This is a genomic window from Tessaracoccus caeni, from assembly GCF_029211185.1.
Lineage (GTDB): Bacteria > Actinomycetota > Actinomycetes > Propionibacteriales > Propionibacteriaceae > Arachnia > Arachnia caeni.
Window position 1 is genome coordinate 45,284 of the sequence record NZ_JARGDO010000004.1, and the last position, 21,654, is coordinate 66,937.

The 21,654-nt window shown below is 68.6% G+C and carries 19 protein-coding genes; 13 read left to right on the forward strand and 6 right to left on the reverse strand.

Features of this window, described 5'->3' with window-relative positions; translation table 11 throughout:
- Nucleotides 1-42 precede the first annotated feature (42 nt).
- Complete coding sequence (locus P0D62_RS04805; protein ID WP_275701493.1) at nt 43-831, forward strand: serine aminopeptidase domain-containing protein; 789 nt, start codon at nt 43-45, stop codon at nt 829-831.
- A 102-nt stretch (nt 832-933) separates the two neighbouring features.
- Here the strand turns inward: P0D62_RS04805 and P0D62_RS04810 are convergent, their stop codons facing one another.
- A complete protein-coding gene (locus P0D62_RS04810; protein WP_275701494.1) occupies nt 934-2,379 on the reverse strand; it encodes an aminopeptidase P family protein in 1,446 nt (481 codons plus the stop codon).
- A 22-nt stretch (nt 2,380-2,401) separates the two neighbouring features.
- Nucleotides 2,402-3,142 carry a class I SAM-dependent methyltransferase gene (locus P0D62_RS04815; protein ID WP_275701495.1) on the reverse strand — a complete coding sequence of 247 codons (741 nt, stop codon included), beginning with the start codon at nt 3,140-3,142 and terminating at the stop codon, nt 2,402-2,404.
- A 130-nt stretch (nt 3,143-3,272) separates the two neighbouring features.
- Here P0D62_RS04815 and ssd point away from each other — a divergent pair, with 130 nt between their 5' ends.
- Genes ssd through P0D62_RS04835 form a run of 4 tightly spaced genes read left to right on the forward strand, consistent with a single transcriptional unit; the run spans nt 3,273 to nt 6,793 of the window.
- A complete protein-coding gene (gene ssd, locus P0D62_RS04820; RefSeq protein ID WP_275701496.1) occupies nt 3,273-4,289 on the forward strand; it encodes a septum site-determining protein Ssd in 1,017 nt (338 codons plus the stop codon).
- Nucleotides 4,279-5,421 (forward strand): TadA family conjugal transfer-associated ATPase, encoded by a 1,143-nt coding sequence (locus tag P0D62_RS04825; protein WP_275701497.1) that lies wholly within the window; start codon nt 4,279-4,281, stop codon nt 5,419-5,421. Before ssd ends, P0D62_RS04825 begins: the two co-directional genes overlap by 11 nt.
- Nucleotides 5,418-6,209 carry a type II secretion system F family protein gene (locus tag P0D62_RS04830; RefSeq protein ID WP_275701498.1) on the forward strand — a complete coding sequence of 264 codons (792 nt, stop codon included), beginning with the start codon at nt 5,418-5,420 and terminating at the stop codon, nt 6,207-6,209. The genes P0D62_RS04825 and P0D62_RS04830 overlap by 4 nt, the downstream gene beginning before the upstream one ends.
- Nucleotides 6,206-6,793, forward strand: coding sequence for a type II secretion system F family protein (locus tag P0D62_RS04835; RefSeq protein ID WP_275701499.1), 588 nt, complete (start codon nt 6,206-6,208; stop codon nt 6,791-6,793). The genes P0D62_RS04830 and P0D62_RS04835 overlap by 4 nt, the downstream gene beginning before the upstream one ends.
- Nucleotides 6,794-6,813: 20 nt before the next feature.
- Here P0D62_RS04835 and P0D62_RS04840 read toward each other — a convergent pair whose 3' ends face one another.
- Both P0D62_RS04840 and P0D62_RS04845 read right to left on the reverse strand, forming a co-directional pair.
- Nucleotides 6,814-7,704 (reverse strand): sigma-70 family RNA polymerase sigma factor, encoded by an 891-nt coding sequence (locus tag P0D62_RS04840; protein ID WP_275701500.1) that lies wholly within the window; start codon nt 7,702-7,704, stop codon nt 6,814-6,816.
- 52 nt (nt 7,705-7,756) lie between these two features.
- The gene (locus tag P0D62_RS04845; RefSeq protein WP_275701501.1) at nt 7,757-8,215 is read right to left on the reverse strand and encodes a carboxymuconolactone decarboxylase family protein; all 459 of its coding nucleotides are present in this window, start codon (nt 8,213-8,215) and stop codon (nt 7,757-7,759) included.
- Nucleotides 8,216-8,434: 219 nt separating this feature from the next.
- Here P0D62_RS04845 and P0D62_RS04850 point away from each other — a divergent pair, with 219 nt between their 5' ends.
- The 8 genes from P0D62_RS04850 (at nt 8,435) to tmk (ending at nt 17,780) form a co-directional block, all read left to right on the forward strand.
- A complete protein-coding gene (locus P0D62_RS04850; RefSeq protein ID WP_275701502.1) occupies nt 8,435-10,708 on the forward strand; it encodes a DEAD/DEAH box helicase in 2,274 nt (757 codons plus the stop codon).
- 143 nt (nt 10,709-10,851) lie between these two features.
- Nucleotides 10,852-11,058: a DUF4244 domain-containing protein gene (locus P0D62_RS04855; protein WP_275701503.1), complete on the forward strand. Its 207-nt coding sequence runs from the start codon at nt 10,852-10,854 to the stop codon at nt 11,056-11,058.
- On the forward strand, nt 11,055-11,408 hold the full coding sequence (locus tag P0D62_RS04860; RefSeq protein ID WP_275701504.1) for a TadE family type IV pilus minor pilin: 354 nt from the start codon (nt 11,055-11,057) through the stop codon (nt 11,406-11,408). The genes P0D62_RS04855 and P0D62_RS04860 overlap by 4 nt, the downstream gene beginning before the upstream one ends.
- Nucleotides 11,405-11,767, forward strand: a complete 363-nt coding sequence (locus tag P0D62_RS04865; RefSeq protein WP_275701505.1) for an Rv3654c family TadE-like protein — start codon at nt 11,405-11,407, stop codon at nt 11,765-11,767. Before P0D62_RS04860 ends, P0D62_RS04865 begins: the two co-directional genes overlap by 4 nt.
- A 20-nt stretch (nt 11,768-11,787) precedes the next feature.
- On the forward strand, nt 11,788-12,846 hold the full coding sequence (gene mgrA / locus P0D62_RS04870) for an L-glyceraldehyde 3-phosphate reductase (RefSeq protein ID WP_275701506.1): 1,059 nt from the start codon (nt 11,788-11,790) through the stop codon (nt 12,844-12,846).
- A gap of 13 nt (nt 12,847-12,859) precedes the next feature.
- The gene (locus P0D62_RS04875; protein ID WP_275701507.1) at nt 12,860-14,362 is read left to right on the forward strand and encodes a DUF7059 domain-containing protein; all 1,503 of its coding nucleotides are present in this window, start codon (nt 12,860-12,862) and stop codon (nt 14,360-14,362) included.
- 129 nt (nt 14,363-14,491) lie between these two features.
- Entirely contained in the window at nt 14,492-17,158 is a 2,667-nt protein-coding gene (topA, locus tag P0D62_RS04880) for a type I DNA topoisomerase (RefSeq protein ID WP_275701508.1), read from the forward strand.
- Nucleotides 17,159-17,171: 13 nt separating this feature from the next.
- Nucleotides 17,172-17,780: a dTMP kinase gene (gene tmk / locus P0D62_RS04885; protein WP_275701509.1), complete on the forward strand. Its 609-nt coding sequence runs from the start codon at nt 17,172-17,174 to the stop codon at nt 17,778-17,780.
- Nucleotides 17,781-17,821: 41 nt separating this feature from the next.
- Here the strand turns inward: tmk and P0D62_RS04890 are convergent, their stop codons facing one another.
- Together P0D62_RS04890 and P0D62_RS04895 are read right to left on the reverse strand one after the other, a co-directional pair.
- A complete protein-coding gene (locus P0D62_RS04890) occupies nt 17,822-19,861 on the reverse strand; it encodes a glucose PTS transporter subunit IIA (RefSeq protein ID WP_275701510.1) in 2,040 nt (679 codons plus the stop codon).
- Nucleotides 19,862-19,895: 34 nt separating this feature from the next.
- Nucleotides 19,896-21,569 carry an alpha,alpha-phosphotrehalase gene (locus P0D62_RS04895; protein WP_275701511.1) on the reverse strand — a complete coding sequence of 558 codons (1,674 nt, stop codon included), beginning with the start codon at nt 21,567-21,569 and terminating at the stop codon, nt 19,896-19,898.
- Nucleotides 21,570-21,654: the final 85 nt, after the last annotated feature.

A 21,654-nucleotide genomic window follows, 5' to 3' on the forward strand; every position in this document is an offset into this window, starting at 1 on the left:
ACGAACCCACCCCTCACCGCCCGCGATCCTGGAGGAACCACGATGAAACTCACCTGGCAACTGACCAACCCCGACGCGCACGCCGATCGCATTCTCCTGCTCTCGCCCAGCCTCGCGGGGCACGCGGAGCATCAATGGGGCGATGTGGCGCGCCTGCTGGCCGCGGATGCCTTCGTGGCGCTGGTCTACCTGCCCGGGCATGGGCCGGTGGCGCCTTGGGATGAGGCCGACGAGGCCACGCTGGATGCGGTGGCCGGGGGGATGGTCGCCGTCGCCGCTGAGGTGCGCGCGCAGGTGGGAGACCTGCCCGTCTCCTACGCTGGCCTGTCCGTCTCTGGCGCGGTGGGCCTGCACCTGGCGCGTGACTACGCCGACGTCTTCTCCGGCATCGCCGTGGTGGCCTCCGCTGCGACGGTCGGCGAGCCCGACGCCTGGCTGGAACGCGCCGCCCAGGTGGAGGCGGGCGGAACCGAACCCCTGGCCGAGCCCACTGTCCAGCGCTGGTTCACTCCGGCCTTCGCGGCCAAGGAACCGGCGGTGGTGGCGCGGATCCGCCAGGACATCGTCGACACCGACGACCATTCCTACGCCCAGCTCTGCCGTGCCCTCGCGGTGCACGACGTGCGCGACGACCTGCCGTCGATGACCGTTCCGCTGCTGATCATCGCGGGCGAGGAGGACGCCTCCAATCCGCTGGAGAAGGTCCGCCTGGTGGCCGATCGCGCACCGGACACCCAGCTCGTCGTGGTCCCCGGCGTCGCCCATCAGGTGCCGCTGGCCGCCCCTGTTGCGGTTGCCGGGCACCTCCGGGAGCTCATGGCCGGCCACTGACGGGCGGCGTTCGGCAACTACTCAGAATAAAAGTGGCTGAGCGGGGGTGATCTGTGCAATGCGTACAGATCACCCCCGCTCAGCCACTTTTATTTGTGAGACTCAGCTCTGCAGGCGGGCCAGCCAGGCTTCGACATCGTCTGCCTGGCGGGGCAGAGCGCCGGACAGTAGGACGGGGTCGCCGTCGGTGATCAGGACGTCGTCCTCGATCCGGATGCCGATGCCGCGATATTCCTCGGGCACCAGCAGGTCGGTGGATCGGAAGTAGATGCCCGGCTCCACCGTGATCACCATGCCGGCCTTGAGATCGCCCAGGCGGTAGGACTCCATGGACGCCGCCGCGCAGTCGTGCACGTCGAGGCCCAGGTGGTGCGAGGTGCCGTGCACCATCCAGCGCCGGTGGTACTGCTTGTCGGGCTGCAGCGACTCCTCGGCCGAGCAGGGCAGGACGCCGATCTCCTCGAGGAAGCGCGCCACCACGGCGATGGCCGCCGCGTGCACGTCGGCGAACTTGCCGCCGGCACGGCAGGCCTCGATGCCGGCGTTCTGCGCGGCCAGCACGGCCTCATAGACGCGGCGCTGGGCGGGCGAGAAGGTGCCGTTCACGGGCAGGGTGCGCGTGACGTCGGCGGTGTAGAGGGTGTTCACTTCGACGCCGGCATCCAGCAGGAGCAGGTCGCCGGGGATCAGGTCACCGTCGTTGCGGATCCAGTGCAGGGTGTTGGCGTGGTCGCCGCCGGCGGAGATGGTGTCGTAGCCGACGGCGTTGCCCAGATGCCTCGCGTGCAAGCTGAAGATGCCCTCGACCCAGCGCTCGCCGCGCCCGTTGCCCACGGCTGCCGGCAGCTCGCGGGCGACGGCCTTGAAGCCGACCTCCGTCGCGTCGCAGGCGCGCTGCAACTCGGCGATCTCGAACTCGTCCTTGACGAAGCGCAGCTCGGAGACGTTGCGGGCCAACTCCGCGTCGCCGTCCTCGTCGACGCGCCCGCGGGCCTCGTCGACCTTGGCGGTGGCGGCGGGGTCGGCGTCGCGGATCACCAGCAGGTGCTCGGCGTCGGCCAGGACTTGCGGCAGTTCGTCCCAGTGCCGGCAGGCGATCTGGGTGGCGGCCGACATCTCCTCGACGGAGTCGCGGGTACCCACCCACATCTCGCCGTAGCGGGCGTCGGCATAGAACTCGCGGTCGGTGCGGGGCGCGCGTGGCTTGAAGTACAGGGTCGCCGACGCGTCAGGGGCGACCACGAGCACCGAATCGGGTTCGCGATCCTCGCCCAGGCCGCTCAGGTAGGCGAAGGCGGTATGGGGGCGGAAGCGGTAGTCGGTGTCGTTGGAGCGCACCTTGAACGGGCCTGCCGGGATGACGAGAGTCGCGCCCGGATGCAGCGCGACGAGGCGCTCGCGGCGAGCTGGGGTGTAGCTCGTGGCGGGCAGCGCCGGGGGAAGAGCGTCGGGGTACGGGGCCCAATCCGAGACGATGAACGCCTTGAACTCCTCGGAGAAGGGGTCGCGGCGATTGCTATTGCTGTCGGTCTCATCGGCTGCGGTCATGGGGCCCGATTCTACGCCTCGGCTAGAGATTGATCTGCAGGGCTCCGTCGGGCACGTGGACCGGGCCGGTGAGCTCGGTGTGGTCCACCCAGGCGCGCCAGCAGAGCAGCTGGAAGGGCAGCTTGAGCGACTCGCCGGGACGCGCGGAGGAGTCGTAGAGGTCCATCACGGAGCCCACGAGCCGGTCCAGCTGTTGGAAGTTGAGCTTGGCCACGAAGGACTGATTTCGGACGAGCTGGGCCATCTGCGCTCGGCTCACCGTTTGCCAGATGCGGAAGGCTCGCTGGTCGATCTCCGCGAAGTACTTGGCCTCGCGGAGCTGTTCGAGCGAGGAATGCCCGTAGTCGCCGCTCATCGCCAGCGGATCGTAGCGGCGCAGCAGCGCCTGGAGCCGGCGCACCCAGGGCACGGAGTCGTCGCGGATCACATACGACGCGGACAGGCAGCCGCCGGCCATCAGCACTCGGGTGATCTGGGGCAGGGCGGCCTCGAGATCCAGCAGATGCAGGCCCTGGTGGATGAACACCACCTCGAACTGGAAGGGGTCGAACGGGAGGGCGGAAGCGCTGCCGATCAGCGGCATCAGACCGGGGCCGGTCAGGTGCTCCACCTTCGTGGCGTCGTCGGTGAGTGCGATGACCCGGTGGCCGCGTTCGCCGAGCCGCCGGGGAAGATGCGTGTCGTTGCCGACGACGAGGCCGCGGACGTTGCCCCATACGGCCAGCCAGTCCAGTGCCTCATCGGGCATGGTCGCTCGACTCATCGCATCCTTTCCCGTGTTCGCTCTCAGAACCACACCCTATCCCCGTTGCCATGAGGTTCCGCAGGTATGAGTTTTCCACAAACCGAAAATGCGATGGGACGCGGGGGCCCGTGCGTTCTATCAAGAAGGCATGACTCATGTGCTCTTGTGCGCCAGGGACGAATCTCTGATCGAGGCGGTCGAGACCACCGCGATCGCCCTGGGGGTGGAACTGACGGTGGCGGGGTCGGCGGGGGAGGCCGCCGCTCGCTGGTCGGACTCCGCGGTGAGACTGATCTCGCCGGAGTTGGCTACGGGGCTGTCCCGGTTGGGGCCGTTGCCTGGGTCGGCCTATCTCGTCGGGCGCGTCGCCGCCGATCTGGTGGGTGCGTCGTCGGTGCTCGAGCTGCCCGTCCTGGTGCTGCCCGACGGCGGGTCGCGGCTCGCCGAGGTGATCGCATCCGCTACCAGCACGAGCACGTCGAAGGCGAAGGTCGTCGCCCTGGTCGGCGCGTCCGGAGGCCTTGGAACGAGCACCATGGCCGCCGCGCTGTCCTTGACTGCTGCGGACCAGGGCTCGCGAGTGGCCCTCGTGGAACTGGATCCATGCGGCGGCGGACTCGATCTGCTGCTGGGGGCCGAGACCCAGCGAGGTTTCCGATGGCCGGATCTGCTGCACGCCGCGGGAGAGCTTGAGGATCTGCGGGAGTCCTTGCCCAGCGTCGACGGAGTGGCCGTGGTCTCCGCGCAGCGCAGCACCCACGTCGCGGTTTCCCCGGCGTCGGTGTCCGCCGTGCTGGGATCTCTGCGCCGCACCAACGACTACGTCTTCCTCGACTGCGGGCGCGAGCCTCGCGACCACGGCGCCGAGGCCGACGAGATGATCCTCCTCGTCGGCGCGGATGTGAGGGGCGTGTCGGCGGCCCGGATGCGCATGGCCACGTCGGGCGTCAGTCCCACCGTCGTCATGGTGCGCAGCGGCGTGGGGCGGAGGGTGCCGGCGGGCGCAGTGGCCGACGCGATCGGCCTCCCGTTGCTGGCGGAGGTGCGTCACGACGCGGCCGTGCCGAAGCTCGCCGAGCTGGGCCTGCCGCCCCGCAACGGTCGAGCCCGCCGACTGAAACGCGATGTGGCGGCGGCGTGGAAGGGGCTGCGCGATGACCGATGAACAACTCGATGCGCTGCGTCGCCTCCTCGCCTCCCTCGGTCGCGCCTACACTCCGGCCGACGTAGCCGCGTCCATGCGCAGCCTCGGCCTTGTGGTGAGCGACGAAGGGGTGCGCGACGCGCTGGCGCGGCTGCGGCGTCACAGCGTCGGGGCAGGGCCGTTGGAGGAACTGCTGCGGCGTCCGGGTGTCAGCGACGTGCTGGTGAACGGGCCGCATGATGTGTTCGTCGACCAGGGAGCGGGCCTCGTGCGGTCCGATGTCCGGTTCATCGACGACGAGCAGGTGCGTCGACTGGCGGTTCGCTTGGCGACGGCCACGGGCAAGCGTCTCGACGACGCCCAGCCTTTCGTCGACGGCCGGCTGGCCGACGGCACCCGGCTCCACGCCGTGCTCGCTCCAGTGGCCGAACCCGGCACCTGTCTGTCGCTGCGGGTGCCGGCGCGGCGATCCTTCTCCCTCGCCGACCTCGTCGCGGTGGGCTCGTTGTCAACCGAGGGGGCAAGGCTGTTGTCGCGGGTGGTGGAGCGTCGGGTGCCCTTCCTGATCAGCGGGGGCACCGGTGCCGGAAAGACGACGCTACTCGCGGCGATGCTCGCGCTGGTGCCGGGTGGCGAACGGATCGTGCTGGTCGAGGATGCACGCGAGGTGGTCCCGGATCATCCCCACTGCGTCCGGCTGGAGGCCAGACCCGCCAACGCGGAGGGCGTGGGACGGATCGACCTGACGACGCTGGTGCGCCAGGCCCTGAGGATGCGGCCGGACCGGGTGGTGCTGGGTGAGGTGCGTGGGGCGGAACTGATCGACCTCCTCACGGCCCTCAACACCGGGCACGAGGGGGGATGCGCGACGGTTCATGCCAACTCGGTCGCAGACGTGCCCGCGCGTCTGGAGGCGCTGGCCGCGCTCGGCGGCTTGGGTCGGGAGGCCTGTCACGCCCAGATTGCAGCGGCCTTGAGGCTGGTGGTGCACGTGGCGAGGGACGCCTCCGGTCGCCGCCGCGTCGACGAGATCGGGCTGGTCCGCAGGGGGTCCAGCGCGCTGATCGAGATCGTTCCGGCGGCCGAACTCGCGGGTGGGGTCGTGCGCTACCGGGAGGCCGGCGACGAGCTGCGACGGCTGGTGGGCGCATGATCGGCGCTGCGGTGATGGCCGCGCTCGCCGTGCTGTTGTGGTTGTCTCCGTCCGGGCCGCAACGGCTTCGTCGGCTCGACGCATCCGATCTCGCGTCGCATCGACGGGGCGGCGGGCGACGGTCGGCGTTGACTGTGATTGTGATCGTCATAGCGGTCGTGGGCACCTGGATGGTGCCTGGACTGGCGGCAGTATTCGTCGCGAGCGGCACCATCGGATGGATCGTCCGGTCCCGTCGGAGACGTCGTCGGGCAGCCCGTGCGGTCGAGGATGTGGCGGAGGGGGCGACGCTGCTCGCGGCGCTGCTGAGGACCGGCCAGGTTCCCTCCATCGCGCTGCGGGAGGCTGCTCACGACTGCGAGGCGTTGGAGTTCGCGGCTGCGGTCTCGGCGCTGGGAGGGGATGTGGGCAACGCTCTGGCCCAGAGCTCCACCGAACCTGGCCGGTCTCAGCTGGCAGCCGTGGCCGCCGCATGGACGTTGGGTGGTCGCAGCGGTGCGCCGACGGCCGAGCTATTGGCCGGCGTCGCGGAGAACCTTCGGCACCGTCAGGCCCTGGGCTCGCTGGTCGAGTCCGAGCTGGCGGCGGCGCGCGCCAGCGGCCACATCATGGCGGCGCTGCCGTTTCTCGGGCTGGGCCTGGGGGCGGTCGTCGGAGCCGATCCGCTGAGCTTCTTGCTGCACGATCCCGGCGGCTCCTGGGCGATCCTGATCGCCGTGAGTCTCACCAGCATCGGGGTGCTGTGGATCGAACGCCTCGCCGCGGGAGCTGAACGGACGAGAACATGACCGCACTGCTCGCGGCCCTGCTCGCCGGGCTGGCCTGCTGGCTGTTCCTCCTGCCTCGGCAGTTGGATCGGCTGCGGCCGGTTCGAGCTGTTCCGCTGCGAGGCGTGACGCGCGGGTGGTGGGGCCGTGCGGCCAAGGAAGACGATCGGTTGAAGGCGCAGCTGCCGGACGCACTCGGCTTCCTGGCGGCCGTGCTCGAGGCCGGCGCGCCGGTCGGCGTCGCGGTGCGGACCGTTGCCGAAGTCAGCCCGGAGCCCACCCGGACCCTGCTGACGCAAACGGCGTCGTCGTCAAGTCTCGGGCTAGACGAGGGCGGGTCGTGGGCGTCGCTGGCAGAGCACTCGGTGTGGGGTCGGGTGGCTCGCGATGTCGCGCGCTCCGCGCGGTCGGGTACCGCGCTGGTCGAGGCGTTGCGAATGCACGCGGAGCGCGCCCGTCAGGCGGAGCGCGACCATGCGATCAAGGCGGCCCGCACCGTCGGGGTCAAGTCGGTGCTGCCGCTGATGGTGTGCTTCTTGCCGGCCTTCGTGCTGATCGGCGTCGTCCCGATCATCGTCGGACTGCTGCAGGATCTCATCGGATGAGCCGAACCGTCGGGCCCCGGTCAGCGGTCCACTCGGGTGATCTTGTCCGGGTTGGCCACTTGGCGGATGCCGCAGACCAGGCCCTGGGAGTCCAGCTCGAGGGAGACGACGTCGAGGCGGCCGGGAAGGTGGAACGCGACGGCGGAGCCGCCGTTGATATTGATGATCTCGAGACGCGGCGGCAGGTCGGGGAAGTTGCGCGCTGCTCCGGAGAGAATGCCCACCAGGAAGCGGACGATGGTATCGGCGCCGAAGAGGGGGTTGCGCGCGCTGCGCATCTTTCCTCCGCCATCGGACCAGAGGATCGCGTCGGGATGAAGCATCGCGACAACCGCGTCGATGTCGCCTGACTCGATCGCAGCGACGAGTTTCTCGAGTGCGCCACGATCGGTGCGCGGTGCCGCCATGGTGTCCGGGGCCAGTCGCAGGCGCCGGCGGGCGCGAGAGATCATCTGCCTGACGGCCGCCGGCGATTTGTCGAGAACCTCGCCGATCTCCACCGACGACATCCCGAAGGCGCGATACAGGACAAGCGCGGCGCGGGCTTCTGGCGCGAGCTGCTCGGCCATGTGCAGAAAGGCTAGCGACAGGAGTTCGCGGTTGGCGATGGTGTCCTCAGGGAGCTGCTCTGTGGCGATCGGCTCGGGGAGCCACGGGCCGGGATACTCCTCCCGTATGGCAGCCTGCTGTCGCACGCTGTCGATCGAGCGGCGCACGCACACCGTCGTCAGCCAGGCGGGCCACGAACGCACGTCGGTGGTGGCGTCGCGTTCCGTGCGCAGGGCCTCGATCGCGACTTCGGAGACGACATCCTCGGCATGACCGAAGTCGCCGAGCATTCGGTACGCGATGCCCAGGAGGCGGTCGCGTTCTGCACGCCAGGCCGAGGTTGCGGGAGTTGATCCTGTCACCTTGCCCACGGTAGTCCCCCGATCGGGTGATCATGGCCGGTGTCGATCTCGATCAGGCAACCGGGTGCCTCTCATCGATGGGCGGAGTCATACCCGTGGCGATCGCGATGCGGTTCCACACGTTGATGGTCGCGATCGCCAGCACCAGAGCGCCGAGGGCGCTGTCGTCGAAGTGCTGGGCGGCGGCGTCCCAGACCTCGTCGTTCACCGAGTCTGGGCCGATCAGCGTCACGGCGTCTGTCAGCGCCAGCACCGCTCGTTCCCGCTCGTCGAACAGTTCACCGGCGTGCTGCCATCCGGCGACGGCGTGCAGCTTCCGCTGCGAGATGCCGCACCGGGCCCCCTCCGTGGCGTGCATGTCGATGCAGAAGCCGCAGCCGTTCACGATGGAGGCCCGCAGTTTGAGCAGCTCCAGGAGCTCTTTGTCGACGGACGTGCGGGCGTAGCCCTCCATCCCTATCACGGCGGCGTAACCGAGCTTGTTGGTCTTGCCGATGTTGATTCGCGTCATCCTGTCCTCCTCCGGCCCGCTCGAATATGGCGGGCCTTCATCAGAGACGTCGGACGGCGCGACAAAAGTGTGACAGCCGCTCAACCTGTCCGAGCAGTACCGCTTGGCGTCGACGAGTGGTCGAAGAACAGTCTCCGTCATGGCCCGTTCGGGTTCTCTTCGTCGTTCGATGATCGTGGCTCCAGGGAGCTGTCGGTGGGAGGCCATACCATTTCGGTCATGTCGTCCTCTTTCTCCAGCCCTCGTTGGCAGTGGCTGCTGGAGCGCGACGAGGTGGTGGCGACCCGCAGGGTCGAGGCGTCGCCGGGGCAGCGTGCAGAGTGGCCGGAGTGGCTGGGGGAGGAGACCGTTGCGCGGATCCAAGCCGACGGCGTGCCCGCCCCGTGGCGGCATCAGGTGGAGCTCGCCGAGCACGCCTACGCCGGTCGGCATGCGGCGATCTGCACCCCGACGGGGTCGGGAAAGTCGCTGGCTTATCTCATGCCGGTGCTCGCGGCCACCGTCGACGGGCGGCTGGGAGGAAAGGCGGATCCGGCCGAGCGCCGGTCCGTCGGTTCGCGGCACACCGCGCTGTACCTGTCGCCCACCAAGGCCCTGGCACACGACCAGGTGCGGGCTGCGCGTCCGCTGGGCCCTCGGAACTGGTGGATCACGGCGCTGGACGGCGACTCCGATACGGCGGAGCGTCGCTTCGCCCGCGACCACGCCTCGCTGATCTTCACCAACCCAGACCTGCTGCACTACTCGATGCTGCCCAACCACCGCCGCTGGGCGTCGTTCCTCGGCGGCCTGCGCTACGTGATCGTCGACGAGGCTCACCGGTACCAAGGCATCTTCGGCGCCCACGTCGCTCAGGTGATCCGGCGGCTGCGCCGCATCGCCGCCCAATACGGTGCCCACCCCGCCTTCGTGCTGTCGTCGGCCACCGCGCCCAACGCCTCGGAGTTCGGGGGGCGCTTGATCGGCGAGTCGAGCGTCGAGGTGGTCGGGCAGAACACAGCGCCATCGCCGGCTCGCACGGTTGCGCTGTGGCAGCCCACCGACTCGCTGAACTCCGATGCTGCGGTGCTCCTTGCCGGCCTCACCGACGACGACGCCCAGACGCTCGCCTTCGTCGCTTCCCGGATCGGCGCGGAGCTGGTCTCTTCGCATGCCCAGGACCGTGCGGCCGAGCCCACCCGGATCGCCTCCTATCGGGCTGGCTACTTGGCTCTGGACCGGCGCTCGCTCGAAGCCCAGCTGCAGGATCGACGGCTGCTGGGGGTGGCCACCACGAATGCGCTGGAACTGGGTGTCGACATCTCGGGCGTCGACGCCGTGCTGGTGGCCGGCTATCCGGGCAAGCTGTCGTCGCTCTGGCAGCAGTTCGGGCGCGCCGGACGAGGAGGGCAGGAGGCGCTGGCCGTGCTGCTGGCCCGCGAGAACCCGTTGGACGCGTATCTCCTCGAGCATCCGGAACTCATCTTCGACGCGCCCGTCGAGCATGCGGTGGTGCACCCCGACAATCACTTCGTACTGGGCCCGCACCTTGCCGCTGCCGCCCAGGAACTGCCGCTGTCGGCGGCCGACGAGTACTGGTTCGGCCCCACCTTCCCGGCGCTGGTGGCAGAGCTGTCGCGTCAACGCGTCCTGCGCGACCGCGGGGGCCGCTACTTCTGGACCAGGCCCGATCGCGCCGTCGATTACATCTCGCTGCGCTCCCCGGGACCGAAACCCCTCGACATCGTCGAACGCGACACCGGCCGGGTGATCGGGGTGATCGATCACGAGGCCGCCGACCGCACCGTGCACCCGGGCGCGGTCTACCTGCATCAAGGGGAGAGCTACCTGGTGGAGGAGTGTTCTTATCCCGAGAATCAGGCGCTCGTCGTGCCCGGCCGTCCCCGTTACTACACGCAGGCGCAGAGCAGCTTCGAGATCGCCGTCGACCGGGAGCGAGACAGCCGCGCTTTCGGCGCGACGATGGTGCACCGCGGCGACGTGACGCTCACCTCCCAGGTGGTGGGCTACCTGCGGCGCGACGAGGTGACCAACGAGGTCTGGGACTCGACGCCGCTCGAGATGCCTCAGCGGCGGCTGGCGACCGAAGCGGTCTGGTGGAGCGTGCCCTGGGAGGTGAGCGCGCGAATCGGCTGGCCCGACCTGCGCGTCGGCGCCGCCCTGCATGCGATGGAGCACGCGGCGATCGGCCTGCTGCCGGTGTTCGCCCCGTGCGACCGGTGGGACATCGGAGGAGTGTCGACGCCGATCCATCCGGATACCGGGCTGCCGACCGTCTTCGTGCACGACGCACTCGCCGGCGGTGCGGGATTCGCTCGCCGCGGCTTCGACGTGGTCGAACAGTGGCTGCTCGCGACGCTCGAGGTGCTGCAACGATGCCGCTGCGAGGAGGGCTGCCCGGCGTGCGTGGTCTCGCCCAAGTGCGGCAATGCCAACCAGGTGCTGAACAAGGCGGATGCGACCATGCTGCTCACCCTGCTGCTCGATGGGTGATCTCTCACTTTCCACAGGGCGAGTTCGCGACGAGATCCGGTTTCCACAGCGAGGAAAGAGAGTGGGAAAAACGGGGCCCCGATCGCAATAACGGTGATGACCCGGACGAAAGGCGTTCGGGCAGGAGAAAGGTCACCGTCATCATGTCTGATTCCCTCGAGGTTCGGCCTCGTTCCTCCGTCCGCCGCCTCGCCGAGCGCGGGCTGACCACCGTCGAGTACGCCATCGGCCTGCTCGCCGCCGCGGCGGCCGCCCTGGTGCTGCTGCGGGTGTTCAACGACAACCGGTTCTTCAATGAGCTGTTCGAGTGGGTGGTGGATGCGTTCACCAAGGTCGCGGCGACGCTGTGAACGGCCGCGCTCGACTCCGCCAGCGCGGCATGGTGACGGTGGAACTGGCCATCGGCTTCGTGACGGCCACCCTGCTGCTTGCGGTGCTGATCTCGCTGGGCCAGATCGGCGTCACCCAGGCCGCGTGTGCGGAGTCGAGCGCACAGCTCGCCCGGCAGGAGGCCCGGGGTGACCAAGCCGCCGTCGAGGCCGCGGAGAATCGCCTGCCCCCGGGCGGTTCGGTGAAGACGACGCGGAAGAAGGACGGCGTGCGGGTGCTGGTGTCGGCCGAGGTCCGGGTACTCGGCTTCGGCCGGGTACCGGTGTCCGCCGAGGCCTTCGCCGCCTATGAGCCCGGAGAAGTGCCATGAGCCGGGCATCGGAACGCGGCGCGGGATCGATGCTCGTCGTGGGCGTGTGCGCGGCGCTCGGCGCCGTCATGTTCATGGCGACCATCCTGATCTCCTGGTTCGCCCAGATCCGCCATGCGGAGCAGGCCGCGGAACTCGCGGCGCTGGGAGCGGTGGCCGCCGCGGTGCGGGGCGACGACCCGTGCCCGGCCGGTGAGGAGGTGGCGCGCGCCAACCAGGTCACTCTGTCGGGGTGCCGTGTGCTGGGGGTTGCGCCCGATGTGGTGGTGATCGCGGAGGTCTCCGTCGACCTGCAACCCGCGGCGGAGCTGTGGCCTGGCGGCGAACTGGTACGACAAGCGACGGCTGGCAGCCGATGATCCGGCGGTGTCTCGATAGGGTGATTCCCATGACGTATTCCGCATGTGCAGACCGGTACTCAACGATGCCCTACCGCAGGCTCGGCACCTCGGGGCTGAAGCTGCCCGCCATCTCGTTGGGGCTGTGGCACAACTTCGGCGACGACACGCCCCTGGAACGGCAGCGCGCCGTGCTGCGCCATGCCTTCGACCGCGGCATCACCCACTTCGACCTGGCCAACAATTACGGGCCTCCCTACGGCTCCGCCGAGACCAACTTCGGTCAGCTCATGGCCGAGGACTTCCGCCCCTACCGCAACGAGCTGATCATCTCGTCGAAGGCCGGTTGGGACATGTGGCCGGGCCCCTATGGCTTCGGCGGCTCCCGCAAGTACCTGCTGAGCAGCCTGGACGACTCGCTGCGCCGGATGCGGCTCGACTACGTCGACATCTTCTATCACCACCGTCCCGATCCGGAGACGCCGCTGGAGGAGACGATGCAGGCGCTCGACCAGGCCGTGCGTTCGGGCAAGGCGCTCTACGCGGGCATCTCGTCATACTCCGGCCGGCTGACGCTCGAGGCGCAGCGCATCGCGCGTGAGTTGGGCACGCCGCTGGTGATCCATCAGCCGTCCTACTCGATCGTCAACCGCTGGGTGGAAGAGGGCGAACCGAGCCTCCTGGCCGCGTGCGCCGAAGCCGGCATGGGGCGGATCGCCTTCTCGCCGCTGGCGCAGGGCATGCTGACCGGACGCTATCTGAACGGCATCCCAGCGGGGTCCAGGGCATCACAGGGCAAGTCGCTCGATCCCGCGCTGCTCAGCGACGACAACATCCGGCGGCTCCGCGCGCTGAATGAGATCGCCGCCGCGCGCGGTCAGAGCCTCGCGCAGATGGCCCTCGCCTGGGTGCTGCGCGACCAGGGCGAGCGCACCGTCACCTCGGCGCTGATCGGGGCCTCGTCGCCGCAGCAGCTCGACGACAACCTCGGCGCGTTGAACAACCTGTCCTTCACGGCCGAGGAGATCGCGTCCATCGACGCCCAGTCGGACATGGACGGCATCAACCTGTGGCAGGGCGCCACCGACTCGGTGAAGTGAGGTCTTGGGTCCAGTGATCGACGCCACCGCGCTGCGGGCAGCCTTCGAGGCTGCCGGATACACCACCGATGCCGTCATCGAGCGGATCGGCGACCTCGGCCAGGAGGGACTCGGGCGAAACTCCACGGTGCCTGCCGATGTCGCTCTAGCGGGTGCGATGGATCCGCAGGCAGCGCTGATCCGGCTGTTCGTCCTTCAGCAGCGGGTTTCAGCAGGTGCGTTGGGCGCTGTTTTCGACGTGGAGGCGCTGCTCGCACACGGCCTCGCTGCCCACGATCCCGAGGACGAGTCCGATGACGTCGACCCAGCCATAGACATCCGGCCCTTCGCCTCGCCCGATGACGGCGCCTCGGGGTGGGTCGTCTCCGATCTGACACCGGGCCTCGATCAGGACACCGAGCCCACTCGCCCCGATTACGTGCTGGGCGTCTCGCCGGCCTCGACGACGTTGGCTCAGTTGATCTCGCGGCGGCCCGTGGAATCGGCGCTCGATCTAGGCACCGGCTGCGGAGTGCAGTCGCTGCACCTCGCTCGGCATGCCGAGCGGATCGTGGCGACCGACCTGAACGAGCGGGCCGTCGAGCTGGCCCGGCTGACGCTGGCGCTGAGCGGCGCGGAGGCAGACCTGCGCGTCGGTTCGCTGTTCGAGCCTGTCGCGGGGGAGCGGTTCGACCTGATCGTCTCCAACCCGCCATACGTGATGAGCCCGCCCTCGGAGGACACGGAGACGCTCGTCTACCGCGAGACCAACCTGCTCGGCGACGGCCTGGTCGAGGCCATCGTTCGGCAGGCCCCGGCGCACCTTACCCCCGGCGGGAGGCTGCAGTTGCTCACCAACTGGGCGATCGTCGACGGAGTCGATTGGCGCGAGCGGCTCTCGTCGTGGGCTCCAGACTGCGACCTCTGGGTGATCGAGCGCGAGCGCCTGGACGTGTTCTCCTATATCGAGATGTGGCTCACCGACGCCGGCCTGGGCGGCTCGGAAGCGTGGCTGCCCACCTATCGGCGCTGGCTCGACTACTTCAATGGGCTCGGTATCCGTGAGGTGGGCATGGGCTGGCTCTGGCTGCGCACGGTCGAGGGCAGGGAGCCGGTGCACCACCTGGAGTCGTGGCCGCACGCGGTGGCCCAGCCCGTCGGCGACGTGTTCGCTCGTTATCCTGCGGCGCTCGAAGCATCGCGGTTGCCTACCGAGCAGCTGCTGGCCAGCCGACCGCGCCTGGTGGACGTCGTGGAGGAGACCATCGGCCGTCCCGGCGAGGCCGACCCCGAGCACATCGTGCTGCGCCAGCGCCGAGGTCTGCTGCGCGCGATCGAAGTGGGCACGGCGGAGGCCGCGGTCTTCGGCGCGCTCGACGGCGATCTCACGCTGGGTCAGGTGCTGGCTGCCGTGGCGCAGGTGCTGGAACTCGATGCTGCGGAACTGGTCGCCAGCATCCTTCCGATGGTCCGCGACGCGTTGCGCGATCAGTTCCTTGAGATCACCCCGAACGGCGTATCCGGCGCGGATGTGTAGCATGTGAGCCTGTTGCACGGCGGCGACCGCGAGGATATGCCGCCGGCTTCCGAGGAAGGGGCCCTCAGCTTGACCGCCGGGGTAGTCTCACACAACGTTGCCTATCCACCGAGAACGGGAAGTGTCCGCATGGCTGAGAAGCTGAAGCGCCTGGTGATCGTCGAGTCGCCCACCAAGGCGACCAAGATCGCCGGTTTCCTCGGCGACGGCTTCATCGTCGAGTCGAGCCGTGGCCATGTGCGCGACCTGCCCACGAAGGCTTCCGAGGTTCCGGTCAAGTACAAGGGCGAGAAGTGGGCCCGCACCGGGGTCAACGTCGACGACGCCTTCCAGCCCATCTACGTGGTGTCGCCCGACAAGAAGGCCACCATCCGGGATCTGAAGGCCAAGCTCAAGGACGCCGACGAGCTCCTGCTGGCCACCGACGGTGACCGCGAGGGCGAGGCCATCGCGTGGCACCTCCTGGAGGAGCTGAAGCCCAAGGTGCCGGCCAAGCGGATGGTGTTCCACGAGATCACCAAGCCCGCCATCGAGGAGGCCGTGGCCAATCCGCGCGAGCTGGACGTCGACCTGGTCGACGCGCAGGAGACCCGCCGCATCCTCGACCGGCTGTACGGCTACGAGGTCTCGCCCGTGCTGTGGAAGAAGGTCATGCCGAAGCTGTCGGCCGGCCGTGTGCAGTCGGTGGCCACGCGCCTGATCGTCGACCGGGAGCGCGAGCGGATCGCCTTCGTGCCCGCCTCCTACTGGGATCTGGACATCGCGCTCGACGCGGGTGCCGACGCCGAGCCCCGGGTCTTCCCCGCACGGCTCAGCACGCTGGGCGGGCATCGCGTCGCCCAGGGCCGCGACTTCGATTCCAAGGGGCAGGTCAAGTCCCAGGGTCTCGTGGTGCTCGACGAGACGGGCGCGGCGGCGCTCGCCAAGGGCCTGCAGGATGCGAGGTTCGCCGTCGCGAGCGTCGAGGCCAAGCCCTACACCCGTCGCCCCTACGAGCCGTTCCGCACCACGACGCTGCAGCAGGAGGCCGGGCGCAAGCTGGGCTTCTCGTCGCAGCGCACCATGTCGGTGGCGCAGAACCTCTACGAGGGCGGCTTCATCACCTATATGCGTACCGACTCGGTGACGCTGGCCAGCTCGGCCATCGATGCGGCCCGTGCCCAGGTGCGCGAGCTCTACGGCGAGCAGTACCTGCCAGCCAAGCCGCGCGTCTACGCGTCGAAGGTGAAGAACGCCCAGGAGGCGCACGAGGCGATCCGCCCCGCGGGCGACACCTTCCGCCAGCCCGAGCGCACCGGCCTCACCGGCGACCAGCTGCGCCTCTACACCCTGATCTGGAAGCGCACGGTCGCCTCGCAGATGGCCGACGCCAAGGGCGAGTCCGTCACCGTCAAGATCGACGCCACGTCCTCGGCCCCGGTGGCTGGGGCCACCGAGGTGGGGCTGACCGCGTCGGGCCGCACGATCACCTTCCACGGCTTCCTCCGTGCCTATGTCGAGGGCGTCGACGAGGGCACCGAGACCGACGACAAGCAGGCGCGCCTGCCGCGGCTCGCCCAGGGCCAGGAGCTGGCTGCCGACTCCATCGCGCCCGCCGGACACACCACCACCGCGCCCGCCCGCTACACCGAGCCGTCGCTCGTGGCGAAGCTGGAGGAGCTGGAGATCGGCCGGCCGTCCACCTACGCCTCGATCATCCGCACCATCACGGCCCGCGATTACGTGTTCAAGAAGGGCTCGGCCCTGGTGCCCACCTGGCTGGCTTTCGCGGTGACCAGGCTGCTCGAGGAGCACTTCCCGGAGCTGGTCGACTACGACTTCACGGCCCAGCTGGAGGACCAGCTCGACGAGATCGCCGGCGGCAAGGCCGAGCGGATCGCCGTGCTCACCGACTTCTACCGGGGCCGTCCGGGCGCGGAGCATCAGGGCCTGGAGCGCCTGGTGAACGAGCTCGGCGACATCGACGCCCGCGCCATCTCCACCTTCCCGCTCGGCGACACCGGCATCAGCGTCCGGGTGGGGCGCTACGGCGCCTACGTGGAGGCGGCCGACGGCCGTCGCGCCAACCTTCCTGAGGATCTGCCGCCGGATGCGCTCACCAAGGACGTGGCCGAGGAACTGCTCAGCAAACCCCTCGACGACGAACGCGAGCTGGGCGTCGACGAAGCCAGCGGGCACATGATCATCGCCAAGAACGGGCGCTACGGGCCCTACGTCACCGAGGTGCTGCCCGAAGACGCGCCCAAGTCGGCCAAGCCGCGCACCGGATCGCTGTTCAAGTCGATGACCCTGGACAGCCTCGACCTCCCGACGGCGCTGCAGCTGCTGTCGCTGCCGCGGGTGGTGGGCTACGACGCCGACGGCGTGGAGATCACGGCGCAGAACGGGCGTTACGGTCCTTACCTGAAGAAGGCCGCCGACTCGCGCTCGCTCACCTCCGAGGATCAGATCTTCAGCATCACCCTGGAGGAGGCCGAGGCAATCTATGCCCAGCCCAAGACCAGGGGCCGGGCCGCTGCGGCGGCACCGCTCAAGGAGTTCGGCGCCGATCCCGTCTCGAGCAAGCCCGTGGTGCTGAAGTCGGGCCGGTTCGGTCCGTACGTCACCGACGGCGAGACCAACGCCACCCTGCGTCGCGACGACGATCCGGAGACAGTGACGCCCGAGCGCGCCTTCGAACTGCTCGCCGACAAGCGCGCCAAGGGCCCCGCCCCCAAGCGCACCACGAGGAAGCCGGCCGCCCGCAAGACGACGACCACTCGCAAGCCGGCTGCCAAGAAGCCGGCCGGCTCGTAGGGGCGTCCGCACCATGTTCGTCTGCTTCGAGGGCGGGGACTCCGTCGGCAAGTCCACCCAGGTGACGCTGCTCGCCGAGTGGTTGACGGCGCAGCGGATCCCGCATCTGATCACCCGGCAGCCCGGGGGAACGCTCGTGGGCAACGAGCTGCGCCGCCTGGTGCTCGATCCGGCCATGGGCGACGTCGACCCGCGCGCCGAGGCGCTGATGTATGCGGCCGACAAGGCCCAGCACGTGCGCGAGGTGATCCGACCGGCTCTGGAACGCAGAGAGGTGGTGGTCTCCGACCGCTACGTCGACTCGATGATCGCCTACCAAGGCGCAGGCCGTGACCTGGGCACAGAAGAGATCGCCACCATCGCCTGGTGGGCCGTCGGCGATCTGCGGCCCGACCTCACCATCGTGCTGGACGTCGATCCGGCCGAGGCCGTGGCCACCATCGAGCGCAAGGATCGCCTGGAGGCCGCGGGGGACGAGCTGCATCGCCGCGCCCGCCAGCACTTCCTCGACCTGGCCGCCGCAGAGCCGGAGCGCTACCTGGTGCTGCACGCCCGTCGGTCCCGCGAGGACATCGCCGCAGAGATCCGCATCCGCATTGCGAAGGCGCTGAACGGTCGCTAGACCGTCCAGCGCCTCTAGAGGTTGGACCTTCTCGGCCGGGCCTACTTGGCGACCGGCTCACGCCGTCCCAGTCGCACCTTCTTGACGGTGCGCTCGCCGTCGATATCCGAGTCCTTGAACCCGAAGAAGTAGGTCGCCGTGAAGGACACGGCCAGTGCCGCGAGCGAGGCCACCCAGAACCCGGTGAAGGAACCGTCGAGACCCTCGGGGTTGACGAAGGACGGGAAGCCGACGAAGGCTCCGGTGAAACCGAACATGTTCACGTCGAAGAGCCCGGTCAGAAGGCCGCCGACGGCGCCGCCGAGGGACGCGGTGATGAACACCTTGCCGTACTTGAGGTTGAGGCCGTACATGGCCGGCTCCGTGATGCCGCAGAAGGCGGAGATGGTGGCGGGCCCGGCCAGCGCCTTGATCTTCGCGTTGCGGGTCTTCAGCCACACCGCGAGCGCGCCGCCGCCCTGGGCCACCATCGTCGCCGACACGATGGCGTTCAGCGGGGAGAAGCCTTCAGCGGCGATCTGCGACGCGATGAGCGGGATGACCGCCCAGTGCAGGCCGAAGATGACCAGGCACTGGTAGAACCCGCCGATCAGCAGGCCCGCGATCGGATAGCTGAGGTCGATCAGGCCGTTGATGCCCTGAGCGAGGCCGCCCGACAGCATCATGATGATCGGTCCGAAGACGACGAAGAGCAGGGTGGCGACGATGAAGATCTCCAGCAGAGGGGCGAAGATCGAGTGGATCACCGCCGGCAGGATGCGCTTCAGCCATGGCTCGATCCGTGCCGCGAGCCACGCCGCCACGATGATCGGGAAGATCGAGTAGGCGTAGGCATTGCCGGCGGGAAGGGAGATCGGGATGCCGAGGAAGTCGGCGTTGAAGATCGTGTTGCCCAATTGGGCGACGACCGTGTCCGTCTTCGCGAGCTGCACCACCGAGGGATAGACGAGGACGCCGCCGATGATGGCCACGATGATCGGGTTCGAGCCCAGCCGCTTGGCTGCGGTGAAGCCGATGATCATGGGGAGGAAGAAGAACATGGAGTCCGACATCGCGGAGATGAGCAGGTAGGTGTTGCTCGACCCCTGGATCACCTCGAACTGGGTGAGCAGGGCGAGCAGCCCCTTGAGGATGCCGGAGGCCGCCATCACGCCGACCACCGGGATCATCGAGCCGGTGATGACGCCGATGAGCTGGCTGAAGCCGTACTTCAGCCAGCCGACGGCCGTGGTGGGCTTCGGTTCCGCTTCTTCTTCGGCGTCCGCGCTCGCGGTGCCTCCGGCGCCGCCCAGCCGCTTGACCACGGCCGCGTAGACGTCTTCGACCTCCGGCCCGATCACCACCTGATACTGGCCGCCGGCCTTCGCGATGTCGATCACGCCGTCGAGGTTGCCGATGACCTTGTCGTCGGCCAGGGAGTCGTCGCGGAGGTAGAACCGCACCCGGGTGATGCAGTGGAGCACCTTCTTGACGTTGGAGGCTCCGCCGATGTTGGCGATGATGTCGTAGGCAAGGAGATCGAACTTGCCGAGCCCGGCGCGCTCGGGATCCTCGGCGGGTGCCGCGGAGGAGACCGCGGCCGCGGCGGGCTTCGGTGCAGCCGGTGCGGCAGGTGCAGCCATGACGACGGAGCCGGACGCCCCGCCCAGCGCCACCTCGCCGTCCTCGAACGAGGCGCTTTCCACCTTCTTCATGTTGGTGAGGATGATCATGGTCGTCGCCGGCTTCTCTGCCTGCTTGACCATCGTCAGATCCATGGTGCCGACCTGCTGACCGGCGGACACCTCGTCGCCACCGGCGATGGTCAGAGCGAAGGGGGCGCCGTCGAGTTCGACCGTGTTGATGCCCATGTGCACCAGGAGCTGCAACCCCTCAGGCGTTGCCAGGCCGAAGGCGTGTCCGGTCTTGGCCACCATCACGATCTTCCCTGCGACGGGGGAGACCACGGGAACGACGCCGGTTCCGGAGGGTTCGACGGCGAACCCGTCGCCCATGGCCTTGGATGCGAAGACCGGATCGGGCACCTCGGCCAGTGGCAGGAGCGTGCCCGCCAGTGGGGAGGCTAGTTGGATATCTGTCATTGTTTTCCTTATCTCGTGGGCCTGAACGGTGGCGTCAGGCGAGGAGCGCCGTCGCCTGGTACGGCGCGAGTTCCATCTCGGCCGCGGCTATGGCGTGGGGATAGTTGCTGATCAGGACGTCGGCACCGACGAACTGAGAGGGGATATCGATGCTGGTCGGTTCGCCGTAGAAGTTGCAGACGACGAGAAGCCGCTGCTCGCCGAGCCGTCGTAGATAGGCCATCACCGACGGGTGGCCGGGCTCGTACGGCGCGAACGTTCCCTCGGCGATGATGGGATGCGACTTCCGCAGCTCGATGAGCCGCCGGTAGTAGGGCAGGATCCGGCCGCCCGCCTCTTCCACCGCGACGTTGATGCGATCCTGATTGGTCGGTTTCAGCCAGGGCGTCCCCGACGTGAATCCCGCCCCAGAGCCATCGCTCCACTGCATCGGGGTGCGCGAGTTGTCACGTGCCTTGGCGTGAACGATCGCGAATGCCCGCTCGGGGGAGGTGCCCTCGTCGAGCAGTTCCTGGTAGGCGTTGATCGCCTCGACGTCCACGTAGTCGTCGATCGAGGTGTAGGCGGGATCGGTCATCCCGATCTCCTCGCCCTGGTACACGAACGGCGTGCCCCGCAGCAGGTGGATGGCGGTGGCCAGCATCGTTGCGGATTCCGCGTGGTAGCGAAGCGGATCTCCGAACCGGTCCAGTGCCCGGGGCTGGTCGTGGTTGTTCCAGAACAGCGCGTTCCATCCGCCGCCGGCCTCCATGCCTTGGCCCCATTCGGCGAACAGGAGCTTGAGGGCAGCGAAATCGAACGGTGCGAGCGTCCACTTGCGGTCGCTGGCGTAGTCGACCTTGAGGTGATGGAAGTTGAAGGCCATCGACAAGGCCCGGTTGTCGGGGTTGGTGTACTCGATGCACTTGCCGATGGAGGTGGAGGACATCTCTCCGACGGTCACCGTCTCGGGGTCTCGGCCGTAGGAGGTGGCGGCCAGTTCCTGGAGCCACGGGCTGACCATCTCGCCGTCGGTGTACATGGCGCGGTCGTCGGTTCCCTCCGGGGCGGAGGGCAGATCGGTGGGCTTCCCGATGAGGTTGATGACGTCGAAGCGGAAACCCTTGACGCCCTTGGCGTGCCAGTAGTCCACGACCTTGGCCATCTGCCGGCGAACCTCGGGGTTGTGCCAGTTCAGGTCGGCCTGGGTGACGTCGAAGAGGTGCAGGTAGTAGAGCGGCCGGCCGGTCTCGGGGTCGACGTGGTCGCCGAAGCGCGCCCAGGCGGGACCGCCGAACTTGGATACCCAGTTGTTCGGGAGCGACCCGTCCTCGCCTCCCGGCCGCACGTAGTAGTAGTCGCGGTAGGTGAGATCCCCGTCCCATGCGCGCTGGAACCACTCATGTTCGGTCGAGGTGTGGTTGAGCACCATGTCGAGCATGATCCCGATGCCGTGCGCGGCGAGCGCGGAGGCAAGCTCGTCGAAGTCCTCCATCGTTCCCATCTTCGGATCGATCGCGTAGTAGTCGGCGATGTCGTAGCCGTTGTCACGCTGGGGAGAGACGAAGAAGGGGTTGAACCAGACCATGTCCACGCCGAGCGAGGCGATATAGGGCACCTTCTCGAGCACCCCGCGCAGATCACCCACTCCGTTTCCGGTGGAGTCCCGGAAGGACTTCGGATAGACCTGATAGATCGTCTTTGAGCGGAAGCTCTGGGGGACACTCACCTTGCACCTCGGGGAATAGCCGTCGTCGGTTCATTCGAGCATGAGGATATGGCGAGGTTCGGGGCGTCGGAGCGGCTTGCGCGTC